The sequence below is a fragment of the Enterococcus sp. DIV2449a genome (assembly GCF_051711225.1).
Lineage (GTDB): Bacteria > Bacillota > Bacilli > Lactobacillales > Enterococcaceae > Enterococcus_D > Enterococcus_D casseliflavus.
Window position 1 is genome coordinate 2,285,108 of record NZ_JBIOME010000001.1, and the last position, 16,564, is coordinate 2,301,671.

16 protein-coding genes and 1 pseudogene are annotated in these 16,564 nt (G+C 35.8%); 4 read left to right on the plus strand and 13 right to left on the minus strand.

The window, feature by feature from the left end; genetic code table 11:
• Positions 1-92 precede the first annotated feature (92 nt).
• Positions 93-902 (plus strand): DUF1189 family protein, encoded by an 810-nt coding sequence (locus tag IGI76_RS10670; protein WP_074535132.1) that lies wholly within the window; start codon positions 93-95, stop codon positions 900-902.
• 26 nt (positions 903-928) lie between these two features.
• Positions 929-1,924, plus strand: a complete 996-nt coding sequence (locus IGI76_RS10675) for a phosphoglycerate dehydrogenase (protein WP_121262294.1) — start codon at positions 929-931, stop codon at positions 1,922-1,924.
• Positions 1,925-1,988: 64 nt separating this feature from the next.
• Here IGI76_RS10675 and IGI76_RS10680 read toward each other — a convergent pair whose 3' ends face one another.
• The 13 genes from IGI76_RS10680 to IGI76_RS10740 form a co-directional block, all read right to left on the minus strand.
• Positions 1,989-2,933 (minus strand): glycosyltransferase family 2 protein, encoded by a 945-nt coding sequence (locus IGI76_RS10680; RefSeq protein ID WP_162985184.1) that lies wholly within the window; start codon positions 2,931-2,933, stop codon positions 1,989-1,991.
• Positions 2,934-2,990: 57 nt separating this feature from the next.
• On the minus strand, positions 2,991-3,290 hold the full coding sequence (locus tag IGI76_RS10685; RefSeq protein ID WP_005229567.1) for a HesB/YadR/YfhF family protein: 300 nt from the start codon (positions 3,288-3,290) through the stop codon (positions 2,991-2,993).
• A gap of 11 nt (positions 3,291-3,301) precedes the next feature.
• The gene (locus IGI76_RS10690) at positions 3,302-3,967 is read right to left on the minus strand and encodes a potassium channel family protein (RefSeq protein ID WP_005229566.1); all 666 of its coding nucleotides are present in this window, start codon (positions 3,965-3,967) and stop codon (positions 3,302-3,304) included.
• An 86-nt stretch (positions 3,968-4,053) separates the two neighbouring features.
• Positions 4,054-4,683, minus strand: coding sequence for a response regulator transcription factor (locus IGI76_RS10695; protein ID WP_005236913.1), 630 nt, complete (start codon positions 4,681-4,683; stop codon positions 4,054-4,056).
• A gap of 3 nt (positions 4,684-4,686) precedes the next feature.
• Positions 4,687-5,754: a sensor histidine kinase gene (locus IGI76_RS10700; RefSeq protein ID WP_201689550.1), complete on the minus strand. Its 1,068-nt coding sequence runs from the start codon at positions 5,752-5,754 to the stop codon at positions 4,687-4,689.
• Positions 5,751-6,482 carry a cell wall-active antibiotics response protein LiaF gene (liaF, locus tag IGI76_RS10705; protein ID WP_010749367.1) on the minus strand — a complete coding sequence of 244 codons (732 nt, stop codon included), beginning with the start codon at positions 6,480-6,482 and terminating at the stop codon, positions 5,751-5,753. Before liaF ends, IGI76_RS10700 begins: the two co-directional genes overlap by 4 nt.
• 152 nt (positions 6,483-6,634) lie before the next feature.
• Complete coding sequence (gene greA, locus IGI76_RS10710; protein WP_005229556.1) at positions 6,635-7,114, minus strand: transcription elongation factor GreA; 480 nt, start codon at positions 7,112-7,114, stop codon at positions 6,635-6,637.
• Positions 7,115-7,229: 115 nt separating this feature from the next.
• Complete coding sequence (mltG, locus tag IGI76_RS10715; protein ID WP_231434832.1) at positions 7,230-8,573, minus strand: endolytic transglycosylase MltG; 1,344 nt, start codon at positions 8,571-8,573, stop codon at positions 7,230-7,232.
• Between the two features lie 61 nt (positions 8,574-8,634).
• Entirely contained in the window at positions 8,635-10,209 is a 1,575-nt protein-coding gene (locus IGI76_RS10720; RefSeq protein WP_438792262.1) for a lipopolysaccharide biosynthesis protein, read from the minus strand.
• 210 nt (positions 10,210-10,419) lie between these two features.
• Positions 10,420-11,361 carry a glycosyltransferase gene (locus IGI76_RS10725; protein WP_438781530.1) on the minus strand — a complete coding sequence of 314 codons (942 nt, stop codon included), beginning with the start codon at positions 11,359-11,361 and terminating at the stop codon, positions 10,420-10,422.
• Positions 11,358-11,714 carry a DUF2304 domain-containing protein gene (locus IGI76_RS10730; RefSeq protein ID WP_060792198.1) on the minus strand — a complete coding sequence of 119 codons (357 nt, stop codon included), beginning with the start codon at positions 11,712-11,714 and terminating at the stop codon, positions 11,358-11,360. The genes IGI76_RS10725 and IGI76_RS10730 overlap by 4 nt, the downstream gene beginning before the upstream one ends.
• Position 11,715: 1 nt before the next feature.
• Entirely contained in the window at positions 11,716-12,492 is a 777-nt protein-coding gene (locus tag IGI76_RS10735; RefSeq protein WP_051095375.1) for a glycosyltransferase family 2 protein, read from the minus strand.
• Positions 12,461-13,243, minus strand: coding sequence for a glycosyltransferase family 2 protein (locus IGI76_RS10740; RefSeq protein WP_060792197.1), 783 nt, complete (start codon positions 13,241-13,243; stop codon positions 12,461-12,463). Before IGI76_RS10740 ends, IGI76_RS10735 begins: the two co-directional genes overlap by 32 nt.
• A 236-nt stretch (positions 13,244-13,479) precedes the next feature.
• Here IGI76_RS10740 and IGI76_RS10745 point away from each other — a divergent pair, with 236 nt between their 5' ends.
• Both IGI76_RS10745 and IGI76_RS10750 read left to right on the plus strand, forming a co-directional pair.
• Entirely contained in the window at positions 13,480-15,282 is a 1,803-nt protein-coding gene (locus IGI76_RS10745) for an LTA synthase family protein (protein WP_071859262.1), read from the plus strand.
• An 807-nt stretch (positions 15,283-16,089) separates the two neighbouring features.
• Positions 16,090-16,443: pseudogene (locus IGI76_RS10750) on the plus strand (transposase); the annotation flags it as partial.
• Between the last annotated feature and the right edge of the window lie 121 nt (positions 16,444-16,564).

Consider the following 16,564-nt stretch of genomic DNA (forward strand, 5'->3'; position numbering starts at 1 on the left):
GATATTTGGCTCTTTTTTTGTGAATTCCTTGTAATCCTAAGAACCCTTCGTTACAATTACTCTAGTTATACCACAAAGGAGTTTATCAGCAAATGACTATCGTCCAACTATTTAAAATTGCTTTTTTTCGAATACCAGAACTAAAATTCGTCAAAAAAGCAGAGTTTTCCAAAGTGATCGTTTTTCTATTAGGTGCAGCCGTGATGATGGCTTTGCCAATTACCATCAATGTCTTAGGCGTCTTTCGTGATGTGCAAGCAGATGGACAAAAAATCGGAGAAACAATTCCTGATTTCACGATCGAAAATGGACAGCTTTCTGCCGCTCCAAATACGCAAGGATTCATCTATCAAACCGATTCGATCATCTTTACTTTTGATCCTGATGGCAATCGTACACCAGCGGATATTGCATCTGATGTCACCGGCTCGGTGATCGCAGTAGGTTTGTTAAAAGATCAGCTGGTCATTCGTATCCCTTCTTCTGGTTTCTCAACGTCTATGTTAGACTCAAACCAATTAGAATTTGATTATAGTGAACCAGCACTGCGTAATCTTAACGGTCAGGCGATTCGTGAAACCTTATCCAACCAAGCGATCCCATGGCTGATAAAAATCATTGTCTTTTTTGTCGCCTTATATCCCACGTTTGTCAGCTTACTGATCACCTTAATCATGGGAACCTTTATTGCAACGATCTATACGAAATTGAAGCTATTCTCTTATACCTTTTTCGAAAATTTAAAGATTCTCATTGTCTGTGCTGCATTGCCTACACTCATTAGTGTTATTGTACAACTAGCGCTGCCTTCCTTTGATGCTACCACCTTTATTTTGTTTGGTTCCCTATTCTTATTTACACAAGGTGTCAAAGATTCCCCAAAAATACAATTAAAAAAATGATCTATGCCATGTTCAATTCATTGAACATGGCTTTTTTCTCATTCTTTGCTACACTTAAGATACAAGGAGGCTTGGCAATGAAAAAAATAATCTTAGCCACTCGCAACTTTCGCGACACTTATGTGGAACAAATGGAAAAAGACTATCAATTTCTCGTGTACTCAAAGGACCAAGCAATTGATTGGTCACAAGTAGAAATCACTATCGGTTGGAAACCAGCATGGAACGAACACCTGTTAACCGAAAAAACAAATTTGAAATGGGTCCAAGCGATTTCGGCTGGTGTGGACACCTTGCCATTAAAAGAGTTTGCAAAATACGACATTCTCTTATCAAATGGCAGTGGCATCCACGCAGAATCGATTACAGACCATTTATTGGCTTTGCTCTTTATGGAAAACCGCGGGATTTTCCAAGCAATCCAACAACAAAGAAAACAACAATGGGCACCGGATACGATTCCTTATGCAAAGCTATCTGATCAAGAGATTTTGATCGTTGGTACGGGACAAATAGGCCAAAGATTAGCCAAAGCATTAACCTTTTTTGGTGTACATCCGATTGGCATTAATACAAGCGGCCATGAGGTGGCGGGTATTGAAAAAACGTTTGCGTTATCTGACTTACACGATTGCGCAAAAACCGCCGATTGCATCATCAATATTCTTCCACTGACAGAAGAAACCACACATTTGTATGAGGAAGCCTTCTTTGCACAAATGAAGCCTTCCGCTTCATTTTATAATGTCGGTCGCGGTCCTAGCGTGGATACTGCCGCATTAACAAAGGCTTTAGAGAAAAAGCAGCTGGCATTTGCCGCACTAGATGTTTTTGAAGAGGAACCTCTACCAGAAAATGATCCGCTATGGCATACCGAAAACCTGTTGATTACTCCTCATATCTCAGGACACACGCCCCATTTTCAAAAGGCATTTATGGATATTTTCTTAGCGAATTTCCAACAATTTTTAACGAAACAAGAACTTGTAAAAAATGAGATAAACTTAAATAAGGGATACTAACAAATTCTTTCCACAAAAAAAGTGTACAGTTGAAGGCAGCCCCTTCAGATTGTACACTTTTATTTTATCGTAGTTTTTCTTGGTCTTTTTCGGTTTCTTTCAAGAAGTACAAAGGTCTATTTTTAGTCTCTAAGAAAATTTTTCCAATATACTTGCCGATGATCCCTAAACAAAGCAATTGCAAACCACCAACAAATAAAAAGATACTGACCATTGAAGGCCACCCTGATGTCGGATCTCCAAAAATAAAGGTTCTTATCACAATAAAGATCAAAGCAATCAGAGAACCAAAACAGGAAAGCGCACCAATAAACGAGGCGATATTCAAAGGCGTATCTGAAAAGTTGACGATACCGTCAATCGAATATTGGAATAACTTCCAAAATGACCAGGACGTCTCACCCGCTACCCTTTCCCGATTCTCATAGGCGATGTATTCAGTGTCAAACCCAACCCAGCTGAAGATCCCTTTTGAAAAGCGATTGTACTCTGACAGCTGTAAAACCGCGTCAACCATATTTCGACGCATCAAACGAAAATCTCGCGCACCGTTTACCATTTCGGTATCGGCAATTTTGTTGATGATGTTATAGAACGAGTTCGAAAAAAAACTGCGAATCTTTGGCTCACCTTTTCTATCGGCACGTCTCGTCCCCACACAGTCAAGCTCTGGTTTACTTCTTAGCAAAGCAAACATTTCAGGTAGTAATGACGGCGGATCTTGTAAATCTGCATCCATTACAGTGACAAAATCGCCTCTAGCAGCTTGTAGCCCCGCATAAAGAGCAGCTTCTTTGCCAAAGTTTCTCGAAAAAGATAGATAGCGAACACTTTTAGGGTGGGCGTGATACAAGTCTCTTAAAACAGACAGAGTTTGATCTGAAGACCCGTCATTAACAAAAATATATTCAAAAGGCATATTTAAGTGTTTCTTCACTTTTTCTGTTTCTTCAAAGAAAATCGGCAAGCTTGCCTCTTCATTAAAACAAGGTACAACAATTGATAACATCGGTTTCATCTCCTAGAGCCAATCGTGGGAAATCGGTCAGCTGGGACCGAATCCACATTATTTTTTATCTTCGCTAAAATCATATTTCGGTTCATCTAACGTTTCATCATAGTCCACAGTTAGATCATAGCCTTTGAAAAACCATTCGTCTGCTTCATCAATAAAAAAAAGCAAGCCATCAATGGTTTGTTCGACGATCGGACGTTCTGGTTTATCCACTGACATTCCCACGGAAAATCCGTCATGCACTTGTGTTTTGCCATAAATTTTTCCGAAAAAACGAATCCCGCTTCCTTGGTCTACCACCAATTCTTTTTTAAACCATTGCATTGCTTCAGGACTTATTGTTAAGTTCATTTTCTTCACTCCTAATCATTCATATGTTCATCAAGTATATCTACATCATCTGTATTACCGATCACGAGTAAATTGTCATTTTCACGCACGATCGCCTCTGCATCAGGCGAAACGATCACTTGTCCTGGTCCCCGACGAATCGCAACGACTGTCAAACCATACTTTTGTCGAAAATTCAGCTCAATCAGGGATTTATTGAAAAAGCGTGGATTGGACACACGAATTTCTGCTAGAGAAAATTCATCAGATAGTTCAATATAATCTAAAATATTTTTGGAAACTAGATTATGGGCGATGCGAATCCCCATGTCACGTTCGGGATGGACGACACGGTCTGCGCCGAGTTTTTCCAGTACACGGGCATGGTATTCGTTTTGGGCTTTCGCTAAGATATTAGGAACACCCATTTCTTTAACCATCAGTGTGACCAATATACTGGCTTGAATATCCTCACCAATCGCAACAATGACATGGTCAAAGTTACGGATACCCAATGAACGTAACGTCATCTCATCTTGTGCGTTGCCGACCACCGCATGGGTGGCGATATTCATGTACTCATTGACACGATCTTCGTTGCTATCGATCGCCAGTACTTCTTGTCCAGATTCAATCAACGTGCGACAAATACTGCCACCAAAACGGCCCAGACCGATTATTGCATAATTTTGCTTCACCACAAACGCTCCTTTTTTACCAGATCATAATTTAGTATAACAAAAACCTCCTCTGCTTGCCATGAGGAGGTATGATTATTAAGATTTTATTTTATCAAACCATGTTTAAAAGCATATATCGTAGCTTGTGTACGATCTTCTACTTCTAATTTTGATAAGATATTTGACACATGTGTCTTCACTGTTTTCAGCGTAATGAAGAGTGAATCCGCAATCTCTTGATTGCTCTTTCCTTCGGCGATCAACAGTAACACTTCTTGTTCCCGATTGGTCAAATCTTCATGTAGGATCGGTGTCCGATTCGTCAAACGATCCATCATTTTCGTGGTGACTTCGGGTTCTAAGACCCGCTCTCCTCGCTGGGTTGCACGAATGGCTTCCGCAATCTCATGAGCAGTAGACGTCTTTAACAGGTAACCTGCCGCACCCGCTTCAATAGCAGGATAGACTTTTTCGTCATCAATAAAACTAGTGACAATAATGATTTTTGCTTCGGGCCAATCATTTAAAATCAATTTCGTAGATTCGATCCCATCCATTTCATCCATCACCAAATCCATCAAAATCACATCTGGACGTAATTCCAATGCCTTTTCATACCCGACTCGACCATTTTCCGCTTCCCCAATTACTTCTATATCATCTTGAATCGATAGATAAGAAGAGACTCCCAGACGAACCATTTCATGGTCATCAACTAACAACACTTTAATCATACCTTATGCCTCCTTCAACAGTGGAACTTTAATTTCAATACTGGTTCCTTGATTTTTAAAACTAATAATTTTCAACGTTCCGCCAACGGCACTTACCCGTTCTCGGATATTCATCAAGCCATAGCTGCCGGCCTTTTGATCTTGTGGATCAAAGCCAACACCGTCATCGATCACCCGCAACAACACGTTATTATCAATGCGATGCAAGTAAACTTCCAACTCATTAGCCTTGGCGTGACGCAGTGTATTAGATAAGAGTTCTTGGATCACACGAAAGAGTTGATCTTCAATCGAACTAGGCATCGTAAAGTCTTCAATATCCCAAGTCAATAGAATTTTGATTTTGGTCTCTAATTCTTTTAACAATTGCTCGATTCCTTGCTTTAGACTCTTCCCTTCCAAAGTAACAGGTCGTAGATGAAGCAAGAGCGCTCGCATTTCAGATTGCGAAGCATTGATAATGTCTGTGACCATAGCTAACTGTTTCTTTTGGCTTTCTGGCGCATCTGTTCGAATCGCTTGCTCATTTAGTGCAGACATCATCATCATGGCGGCAAACAGCTGTTGAGAAACAGAGTCGTGCAATTCACGAGCCAGACGCTGCCTTTCTGCTTCTAAAATCTCTTCTTTCGTCTGACCATCAACAAACTGCGGTTTCGCATTCAATTGCTGTAATTCCATCGACATCTGTTTCATCTTCGATTGGATACTGGCAATATCACGATCCACATTCGCAATCAAATGGTTTTCAGACGCATGGGGGATTTTTGTTTCCAATAAAGGACTATCGATATAGCCACTGGCTAACAGTCTTAACTTTTCTTCCACCGGACCGTATTGACGGTTGCGAAAAAAAGAAGTCAGTAAAAAGACAGCTAAAGCAATCAATGCAGATATTACAAGTAAGTGAAAGACGATTGGGATAAAGAAGAGCTTGATTTGAAAGACTTCAATCAGCCAATTATTTTTCCCACTGGCATACAAATAGGAAAACAGCATCAAAATCATGGTAAAAAAACTTGCTAATCCTGCATAAAAAGCGATCATGCCTCTTGAAAATTTCCCGATCATACCCGAATCACCTCAACATCACCAACAAGGGTATTCGTCAAGATTTTCAAACGCCGACTATTTTCGCCATAATCAGGGCTGTAGATCGTCACTTTTTCATTTTTCAAGCTCGTTTCTTCGCCTTCAAAGATAACGGAGCCAATAAAAGTACTGTGCTCTAATTTGATCGCTATACCAGCAGGCACTAAAATACGAGTTCTGCCAAAGCCTTTTCGTACGATCACGACGTTTTCTTTCTTAGGCAATAAAGTGTTGCCTAGATCGATGAAAGTGTCTCCCGTCAAGATATCTAAATTGATATCGTCCCATTCATAGACTTGACTGCCGATCCGTTCATTGCCTAACCATTGCTGCTTTTGTTTCAGTGGATGATCAGCTTTGGGTTCTTCAGTTTCAACGATAATCATTTGTTTTTTGCGCCAGAACGAATTTTTAGTTAAGTCGATTCCGGTAATCTCGACTCCTTTTAAACCAATAAATAAAATCGCAAAAATCAGCATCAGCCACAGTGCTGGACTATTTAACAAACTGATCAAAATAGCAATGGAACTTGAGACCATCAAGAAATTTTTAAAATTGCTCTTGCGCTCACTTCGGTTCACAAGGACCAAGCACGTCACACCAAGTATTAATAAAAATAATAATGGCGGATTAGATAAAATTTGCCATACCGCAAAAAGCAGTAAGAGCGCTTCAACAATAAAGAAAAAACGCCAAGGACTTTTCATTCAAGCTCCTCCTCTTAGTAATTCTACTCTATCATACCTGAAAAAAATGGTTTGTCCATCCGTCGCTGGTCCGAAAAAAGACCCTGTTTGATCAAATTCCCTAAAGGAGAATGAACAACAGGGTCAACTAGATTGATCGAGTGATCAAGCAATTAGCTTTTCTTTACTTCTGTGATTCTTACTTGCATATCTCCGCCTGGCGTTGAGATCGTCACTTCATCATTGACTTTTTTCCCAATCAAGGCACGAGCGATTGGTGAATCATTGGAAATTTTACCAGAAAATGGATCTGCTTCAGCACTACCGACGATCATGTACTCTTCTTCGTCACCATCAGGCAACTCAACAAAAATAACTGTTTTTCCGATGGAAACTTCATCAGAGTCTACACCCTCATTATCAATGATCTCTGCAAAACGAATCATATTTTCTAAAGTAGTGATTCGGCCTTCGACAAACGCTTGTTCATCTTTAGCAGACTCATACTCTGAGTTTTCGGATAAATCGCCAAAACTGCGGGCTACCTTGATACGTTCAATGATTTCGCCGCGTTTTACCGTTTTCAATTCTTCTAATTCTTGTTCTAGCTTTTCTTTTCCTTCAAGTGTCATTGGGTAAACTTTTTCTACCATAGTTCTTTTCTCCTTTTAGTAACTTCTAATAAATCGCAAAAGGTAATCTTTTGCGATGAGTCCACAAAAGATTACCATGCTTTTTTTTAAATGTAAACTATAAACCTATGAAAATTTAATTTGAGGTATTGTTTACATATTGTTCCACTAATTGCATATGCTGTTCATAGGTTTCCGCAAAGTAAACTTCTTGGGTTTGAATGTCAGCAACGAAATAATAGTAGTTGTTCGGTGTTGGATCTAAGACCGCTTGGATCGCTGCTTCACTTGGATTGTTGAATGGTCCAGGTCCGTAGCCAGTATGCACATAGAGATTATAAGGAGAGTCAACTTGAGTGTCCTCATAAGTAACTAGCTCTTTGTGCTCACCTAACGCGTATAGAATCGAAATATCCGATTGCAGCGGCATATCAATCGCTAAACGATTGAAGAATACCTGTGCGATATTTTTACGATCTTCTAGCTTACTACCCTCTTTCTCAACAAGTGATGCCAAAGTAAGGACTTCTTGAACCGTCATTTCTTTTTGAGCGATTTGATCGAAATATTTTGACAAGACTGAATTTGATTTATCCACCATTTGGGTAACGACTTCTTCTAGGGTATTTCCCGTATAGTAGTCGTAAGTTGCTGGGAACAAGTATCCTTCTAGTCGGTAACGCACACCTTGCGCATCGCCGGCACTTGCTAAAAGCTCAGGATAGGTTTCTTTCATTTTTTCAAAGAACTCATCGCTTTCCATCAAAGCTAAGAAATCGTCTTTCGAGATATTCGTTGCTTCCGCTAGAGCATCACCGATTTGATCAACATCAAATCCTTCTGGAATCGTCACTTTTGCATCAGAGGTGACCGAGCCCTCGCCATTTTGCAACTGCTCACTTATCGCTTCCAGTGTCATATTTGGTGAAAAATGATATGTTCCTGCTTGAAAGCCCGTCAGATTATTAAATTTTGTGTAATAATTAAAAATCATTCCACTTTTAATAATGTTCTCATCCTCTAAGATTTCACCAATTGCTTTATTCGAAGAACCGCTTGGAATAACAATCGTCACCATCTCAGTATCATCGGGATCTAATGGCTGCAAACTTGAAGTAACATATCGATAAGCTGAGAAACCTAATATTCCGCCGATTACTAAGAAAACAAGAACAACAATCAACACGATCTTATTAACTATTTTGTCTTCCTTGCTGCGCTGCAATCTGCGTTGGTTTTTCCCCGTTAAATCGTCATTATTTGGGTCTATTTTATTATTGTGACCAAAAGCTTTACTTTGGCTTCTAGAGCCTTTTTCTTTCTCTGTGCTTTCTTTATTCGACCGAGAAATGATTGATTGACGCTCTTCTTGCTGAGAATTCAATTCGCTTCCTATATCCCGTTCTTTGTTTTGGTTTGACTCTAAAGACTTTAAAACTTCGTCTTTAAACGATTTTTCTGGATGCTGTTGTTTAGACAAAACAACTCCTCCTTAAATTCTTCTTAATTAAATGATATCACTAGTGAAACTGTTTTAGAAATTAATTATGTTTTTTTCTTAAAACAAGGTGTAGGAACCAACGAAATTCTCTTCGTTTAATATTAATAGCAATAAATGAAGATATTAATATTGTACTTGTGATTAAAATTTGGAGAATAAAACCTTGAAATCCTCTAAGCTCTGATGTCAATAGAGCTGTTACAATTGCCAATATTAAGCCTATTACTGTTGTGCCATAATTTTTAACAGCTAATATTGCAAACTTTTTAAACGGTTCAGAAAAACCATGTTTGTATAAAACATATGGTTCAAACCAACATGAAATCGTTATGCTGGATATGATGGTTCCTAACAAAACCCCATCAACGCCTAGATGGAACACTGTGATGAAAAGTATAGAAAGTCCCAAATTCACTATAGATTCGAAAACCGGTTTATACTTCTGGTACCATGCCAATCCATAAGCATCAATAAAGCTAAGCGCACTTTTCCTCGAAATTGTTATAGAAAAATTTAAAACAATTAATATTACTGTAAAAAAACTAAACGTAAATTTACTGCCAAGCCAAAGAATAATAAATGGGTTAAACAACACAATCAAATAGAAACTACAAAAGTAGCCGATAGAATGAACAAAAAAAAGATGATTTTCAAACATACGCACTGAATCTGAACGGGAACCAGTTATTCCGACGTTTCCAATTGTAGCGGTCATTGAATTAATAATCTGATTGATTAAATTTGTAACGGAAGTAACTATTAACGTGTAGTTCACATACATTCCTACTTGAGATAAACCTATAAAAATTGAAATAAGGATGTTGTCAGTTCCGTTAACAACCATAGTTCCTATTTTATTGGTAAATTGACCAATTGTGTTTTTCTTTATTTCAGATTTTAAATTTTGCGGCAACTGTGTATCACTGGGTTTATCCTTAAGATAAGGAAACTTTTTATCCGCTATAAAAGAAATACTTAGATTAGCAGCTATCGTACTTAAAAGTTGAAAGATCAGATACGCAGTAAAGCTACTATATAGCATTATAGCAAAACAACTTGAGATTTGAAACATCATCCAATATAAAAAGTCATTTGAAGCTACTATATAGTTCTTTTGATCTGCTATAATTATACTTCTTTTATAAGTGAAGAAATATGACACTACTGTATTTGATAAAAACAATAAATAATACAAATACAGATGATCAATCTGAGCAGAACTATCTACGATAAAGGGTAAAAAAGGGATTAGAACGAGCCCTAGTCCTGCAATTATTAAGCCAATCAAAGTATATATTTTTTTATAAAATTTCATCAGAATTTTCACTAGTTCGACTTCATTTTCCGCTAAAGGTTTATAAAGCGAAAAAATCAAGGCAGGTCCTATCCCTAGCTCAGCAACAGATAGAACCATCAAAATATTACTTATTATACCATTGAATCCCAGTATTTCAACACCTAAGAATTTAATAAAAAGAGTTCTTGTAACAAAACTCATAATCATCTGAATTACAAAAATAACTCCAGTGATAAATGAGTTCTTAAATAAGTTTTTTGTTTGATTATTTTCCATTAGAATCCTTTCAACTAAATAAATTTTATTTTCTTTACTCAATATCTCGCTGATTGAACCATTGGATAGCAAACCAACAAAGTAAAATTTATTTTCTTTTAGTCTCTCGTTCTTTTAAATAATCCACCACAGGCTGAAACGTTTTTTCAAACGTATAGTTTGACTTACCATATTTGTATATGAAGTTTGTCAGTTCTTTCTTCGACATGTTTTTTCTCAAAGAATCATACCATTCAACGACTTTTTCAATATCTAGCGGTGTATCGTCATTGGGAATTTTGTAATAAAAAGATAAATTTTCTGAATCCAGCTCTGTTTTAACCCCTGATATAATAGGAAACCTTTTGCTAAATATTCCTTTCCTTTTAAACTACTATTATAAAAAACACCCGATCTATGACGAGCCAAAGAGTCAATTCCAATATCTGCTGTCTGATAAAATCGATCTAAATCGGAAAATGCTATTCTACCATGAAACGTAACCTTGTCTTCTAATTGATATTTTTTAACCAATTGTTCATATTCTTTAAGCACAGGACCATCACCAACTAGTTGAAACTGAATCTGGCGTTGTGATTTACTTGATTGATAATAATTATTCAACCCTTCGATGACTCTATCATAACCATGGTAAAAGCATAGCGCAGCTACGCCTAAGAGTTGTATTGAATCACTCGAACATTTAATTAATGGCGGACGCTCCGGAAAGTCGTATGCATTTGAAATATTTAAGCATGGAATATCATAGATTTTTTTATCGTCGGAATAAGTAACGAACAAATCAACATACAATTTCAACTTAGGAACCCATAATTTTTCTTTGCTTTTTATAATCCATTTAAGCAAACCCTTGAATTCATTTATGTAAGGATATGTCGGAATTTCCATAATAATAAGAATCTGCGGATTCTGTAATTTTATTTTAGTTAATAAGTCAATAACACTTTTGTCTAAGACGGCGCCTTTTCTTATATAAACAAAGTCATATTCAATCCAATTAATATTATCAGACATAAAATATTGTTTAGAAAAAAATGGGATAACATTGCGAATTAGGTGAAATATATTTCTCTTGGGATTAATCGCCTTATATATAGTAAAATTGTTCTTTTCAAATTCTTCGATTTGTTTATAGATTTTTTTCTCTATACCACCAGCATGCGATAAATCTTGCGATAGATATACGCCTCTCATTGTTTCTCCTTTTTTAATTTATTTATTTCATGTTTTAAAAGTGACAATTGCTGTGTCAATGTTTTAATTTGACGTTGGGTATTTATCAAGGCAATACTGCTTGTTAAAGCAATAAATAACAAAAAAGCAGTTAATGTAAACAATGCTAATGAAGTCAGTGTGGTGATACCAAATGAGTGAGCAATTTTTGTTCCTAAACTGGGAAACAAAGCGCCAAAAATCATGATTACGCTTAAAAATAACCACTTATTCATTTGTCTGACTTCTGCATGATCTTTCCGAATTAAAAATATCGTTAACAATAAAAAACCAATTGCTAAAAAAATAGCAATTATTTGGAGCTGTATTGGCATATTACTTATCCTCCCTCTCAATCAAAGAAGCAATCAATATAGAGATCGAAACATTAAACATATAGGCAACTGAGTCCAACAAATGAATGCTTGATTTCCCACTAGTCCTCTCAAACATTCTAACGCCGACTTCTTTTACTCTAATGTTTTTCGCAATTAAATGCATATAACTCTCAGGTTCTGGATATTGACTTGGGTATCTACTAACAAATTGTTCTATAACTTTTCTGTTGCCCGCTCGATAACCGCTTGTAACATCCTTTATTCTTAGACCAGTCAGCATATAAATTAAATTGGATAAAATTTTTATTCCTGCCTGCCTGGCACCAGTGGATTTAAAACTAGATTTACTATCAGAAACAAATCTTGAACCAACAGTAAAATCAGCTACGTCATTTATGAGAGGCTCTATCAAATTAGGTAGACTTTGAATATCATGCTGTCCATCCCCATCAAACTGAACAGCGATGTCGTAATCATTTTCTAAAGCATAAATGTACCCGGTCTGAACTGCTCCACCAATACCAAGATTATTAACAAGTTCAACATGGTTGATATCATTTTTTCGAAGGATTTCTTCTTCATTGTCAGTTGAGCCGTCGTTTATTACAATGTAATCAAGGATATATTTATAATTTTTTCTATAATCATTTACTTTGCGGATAACATCTTCAATACCGTCCGCCTCATTATAGGCTGGAATGATTAACAATATTTTGGGATTCAATTTTATCTCATCCTTATTTTCATAGTTGATTGCTCTTTTGGTTATTAACATAATATTTCATCAATAACTTCGCAATAGTCTTTCCCCAGTAACGTTGGTACAATTCGTATTCCTCAGCTTCTCTTGTCTTTGAAACTGTATTAACCGTTGTTTCTGATTCTGAGTGGATACGATGATACATCAAACGTTCAGGAATGTATAATATTTCTCCATGGCGCTTCATTATGCGTTCCCAAGCATCCCAATCAACCGCCATTCTTAAAGATTCATTAAAAGAAAAATCTTTTAACCGATCTAAATCATATGATACAGCTGGGCAACATATAAAATTACCAAAAGCATATATTCTGCGCTGATATTTCTTGTATGGCAACAAACTCAGTAAATGCAATCCGAAGGTCTTTATTTTCAAATTAACATTCCGTTCTCTTATGTTGTCTTGCTCATCAATTTCTTCATAATCACAAAATACTATATTAAGATTATTGTTTTCTTCGAAAGAATTCAATATTTTTTCTCCATAGTTTGACAAGTAGAGATCGTCTTGATGAATAATTGTCGCATATCTTGTTTCTACCACAGACAAAGCATTGTTCCAATCCTTTCCAATACTGCCTCCCTCTTTTATAAATAAAGGGATCCCATATTGTCCAGAAATTTTCTTTATATATTCGTTTGGCGTGCTTGTGTACATTATTATCTTGGAATTATTATTTAAAACACTCGTCTGATTCTTACAAGATTCAATACATTTTATTAAAAATGGCGATTCCTTATATGCACAAATTACAAAGGTATGCATTCTCTTCCCCTTTCCTATTCTAGAGCTGCCGCTACAAACTCAATCTTTAAAATTATACTCGACTTCTAAATAAATCTCAATAATCAAATAAAATATATAACCTTTTCTTACTTTATCATACTTCATCTTTTTAAGATTGTATTTAATGAAATAATTTACTTAATCGAAGATTTATATTAAACTTTTTGCTAACGACACTTATTTCTAAAACAGTTTTTTCTGGGAGGATTTTTTAAATGCTTATAAGCCTGGGTCTTTTTTTTATTTTGTTTTTTTACTGTCGCTCTACCTTTTTGAAGCGGCTTTTTTTCGCTTTTTTTATTGCTAGCTTTCATTTCACCCTTAGTACTTTTATTTCATCCAATTTTACTCGAGTCGTACTTTTTTTAGAAAGGGTTTCAGAAAATGGTACGGTTGTAAGGACCATACTCTCATTAGTCCTTGCGATAATTTTCTATGCAATTTTTAGATTTGGTTCAAACTATTGGCTTGAGAAACCTATAAAGATTGATAAAAAATATGTTGCACTTTCACTACTACTGATATTGTTGACATTTTTAGGTTTTTTGGCCTCTAATAGCGCCTATTGGACTAAAAGCTACTTCGGAAACGTTGGAATAGATGAAATTTTTTATACACTTTCTCAACCGCTAACTGGAACTGATCAAGGACAGATTTACGCATATCTTTTAGGTCCTTTACTAAACTCTATAGTCATTACACAAATTATCATCATTCTACTCTATTTCATGATTATGATTCGTTCTTCGAAAACCACTAGAATAGTCAAATTTTCAAAAAAATCATGCTTTCTTTCTATTTTTTTTACAGTAATTTTATTGTTAGCAAATATAGTATTAGGCCTTAATAAACTTGGTTTTAATGAATTGAAAGCTTACTTTTTTGAAAAATCAACTATATATGAAGATTTTTATGTTGATCCAAATTCGATTTCTATAACTTTTCCTGAGGACAAGAGAAACTTGATTTATATTTTTGTTGAGTCCTTAGAGACAACTTATCTTTCGTCAGCTGTTGGAGGCGCCCAACAAGAAAATTTAATGCCTAATATCACAGAACTCTCATATTCAGATGGACTAAATTTCTCCAACCAAAAGCTGTTAGGGGGGGCAATTCAAGTTCCTGGTGTTGGATTTACGGTAGGAGGAATGGTTGGACAAAGCACAGGCGTGCCTTTACGTGTGACCGGCGGATATAGTGAAAACGACTATGGCAATACTGAACATTTCATGCCAGGAATTACCTCTATAGGTGACATATTACATGACAACGGATATAACCAAATTTTATTATTGGGGTCAGACGCCGATTTTGGCGGTAGGAAGAAATTTTATGAGCAACATGGAGACTACGAGATACGGGATTATAATTATGCTAATGACCATGGTTGGATACCAAAAGATAGAAAAGTATGGTGGGGATATGAGGATGAGAAACTCTTTGAATTTGCGAAAAACACACTTTTGGAACAAGCATCACTAGACCAGCCATTTAATTTGACTATGCTAACGGCAGATACTCATTTTCCAGATGGATACAAAAATGAAAATACACCTGAGATTTTTGATGAACAGCTTAGCAATGTTATTTATTATTCGGATCAGATGATTGGCGACTTTATTGCTTGGATAAAAGCACAGCCATTTTATGAAAATACAACTATTGTTATTGCTGGAGACCATTTAAATATGGACCAAGGTTACTTCGCTTCAATAGAAGAAACTTACCAGAGAACGGTTTTTAATTTATTCATCAACTCTCCTATTACTACATTAAATAACACTGAGCGTCAATTTAGCACACTCGATCTTTTCCCTACAACATTGGCCGCACTAGGCGTACAAATAGAAGGCGACCGAATAGGACTAGGTACTAATTTATATTCTGATACTAATACTTTAATGGAATTCTTGGGATACGAGACATTTACCTCTGAATTAAGTAAAAACTCAAGTTTTTATAATAAGTATATAATGAAAGGTTCGGATCTTACCATAAATACAAATAGTAATAATTAGTGAAAAATATATCGATCGCTGCTGCATGGAATACTTCATAAATCGCCCCGACAAAAGCATCCAAGTGATGTTTTTGTCTTTTTTTTTCGCTTGCTCAAAGCAACATGTCAGAAAGATCACTTTCTTGTTAGCTATATGATTAAGTAGTTTTTGAAATAATATATTCTGATAGAAATCTAATATTTTTTTTAAACACGATTCAAAATCCAAAAATATTTTGCTGGTCTAATCTATAAACTCTTTTTTCAAATAACAACAATATTTCACATCCGCTCTTAAAATAAAAAATATATAGTAGCAACTGGAAGAGGGGAGATTTTTCTTGATTGTCCACAACCACTTTTTATGTATCAGCCAAATTACACTTTCTAAGGTGACCTGCATGACAGAATTGCAAGTCAATCATAATATCCTCTCGTTTATACTACTTTTGTACATAAAAAAGTTTTCTTAAAATACCTTTTTTACATCGATTCTTTAAAGAGCGATTATTACTTTAATATTTATTAAATCAACTATATTGTGAGTAGAGGTAAATTAAAAAAGAATGCTGCTTGATTTATCACCTTTTTTTATTTTAATCATAATATAATTATATGAATATTTTTTTGGTAAAAAAGCGAAATTTTATTTTAACAGACTTCTTATAATCCCATTATCTATAAAGTGAAAATTAAAAGCATTTCAAGTTTCCTGTTACAACATGACATCAAAAGATATTTATATCATGTAATGAGAATAAGGCTTTCTATTTCTCAACCGCCTAATCATTCTCCTCAAAAAATCAGCCTCTATAATTTTTATGGGACAGAAACGATGATGATTGATCGATTGCTTGACTTTTCTACGCCCTGGAAGGAGGCGTATCCCTTTTTTCATGAATTAGTTGAAGCCTTTCGAGACAAAGACCCTGACTTATTTTTCTCCTTATTGGCAGAACTTCCCGAAACGTTAGATGACAGCTTTCGGGAAAAGTTTCAAAACCTCCTTACCTATGAAGAAGGCATCACCAACGCAATGATCTATCCTTATTCCAATGGAAAAATAGAAGCGAAGAATACCCACATAAAGACAATGAAACGAGTATCCTACGGATTTAAATCATTCGAGAACATGAGAATTAGAATCTTTTTGATCAATCAATTAATCAATGTGAGATAACAAAAAATCTGACTCTATAATTTATGGGACTGATGAATCAGAATTGATTCTTCAGTCCCATTTTCATTTTAGGTATTAAAAAATATATCGTTCTCTAGTATGATTAAATCACCACAAAATA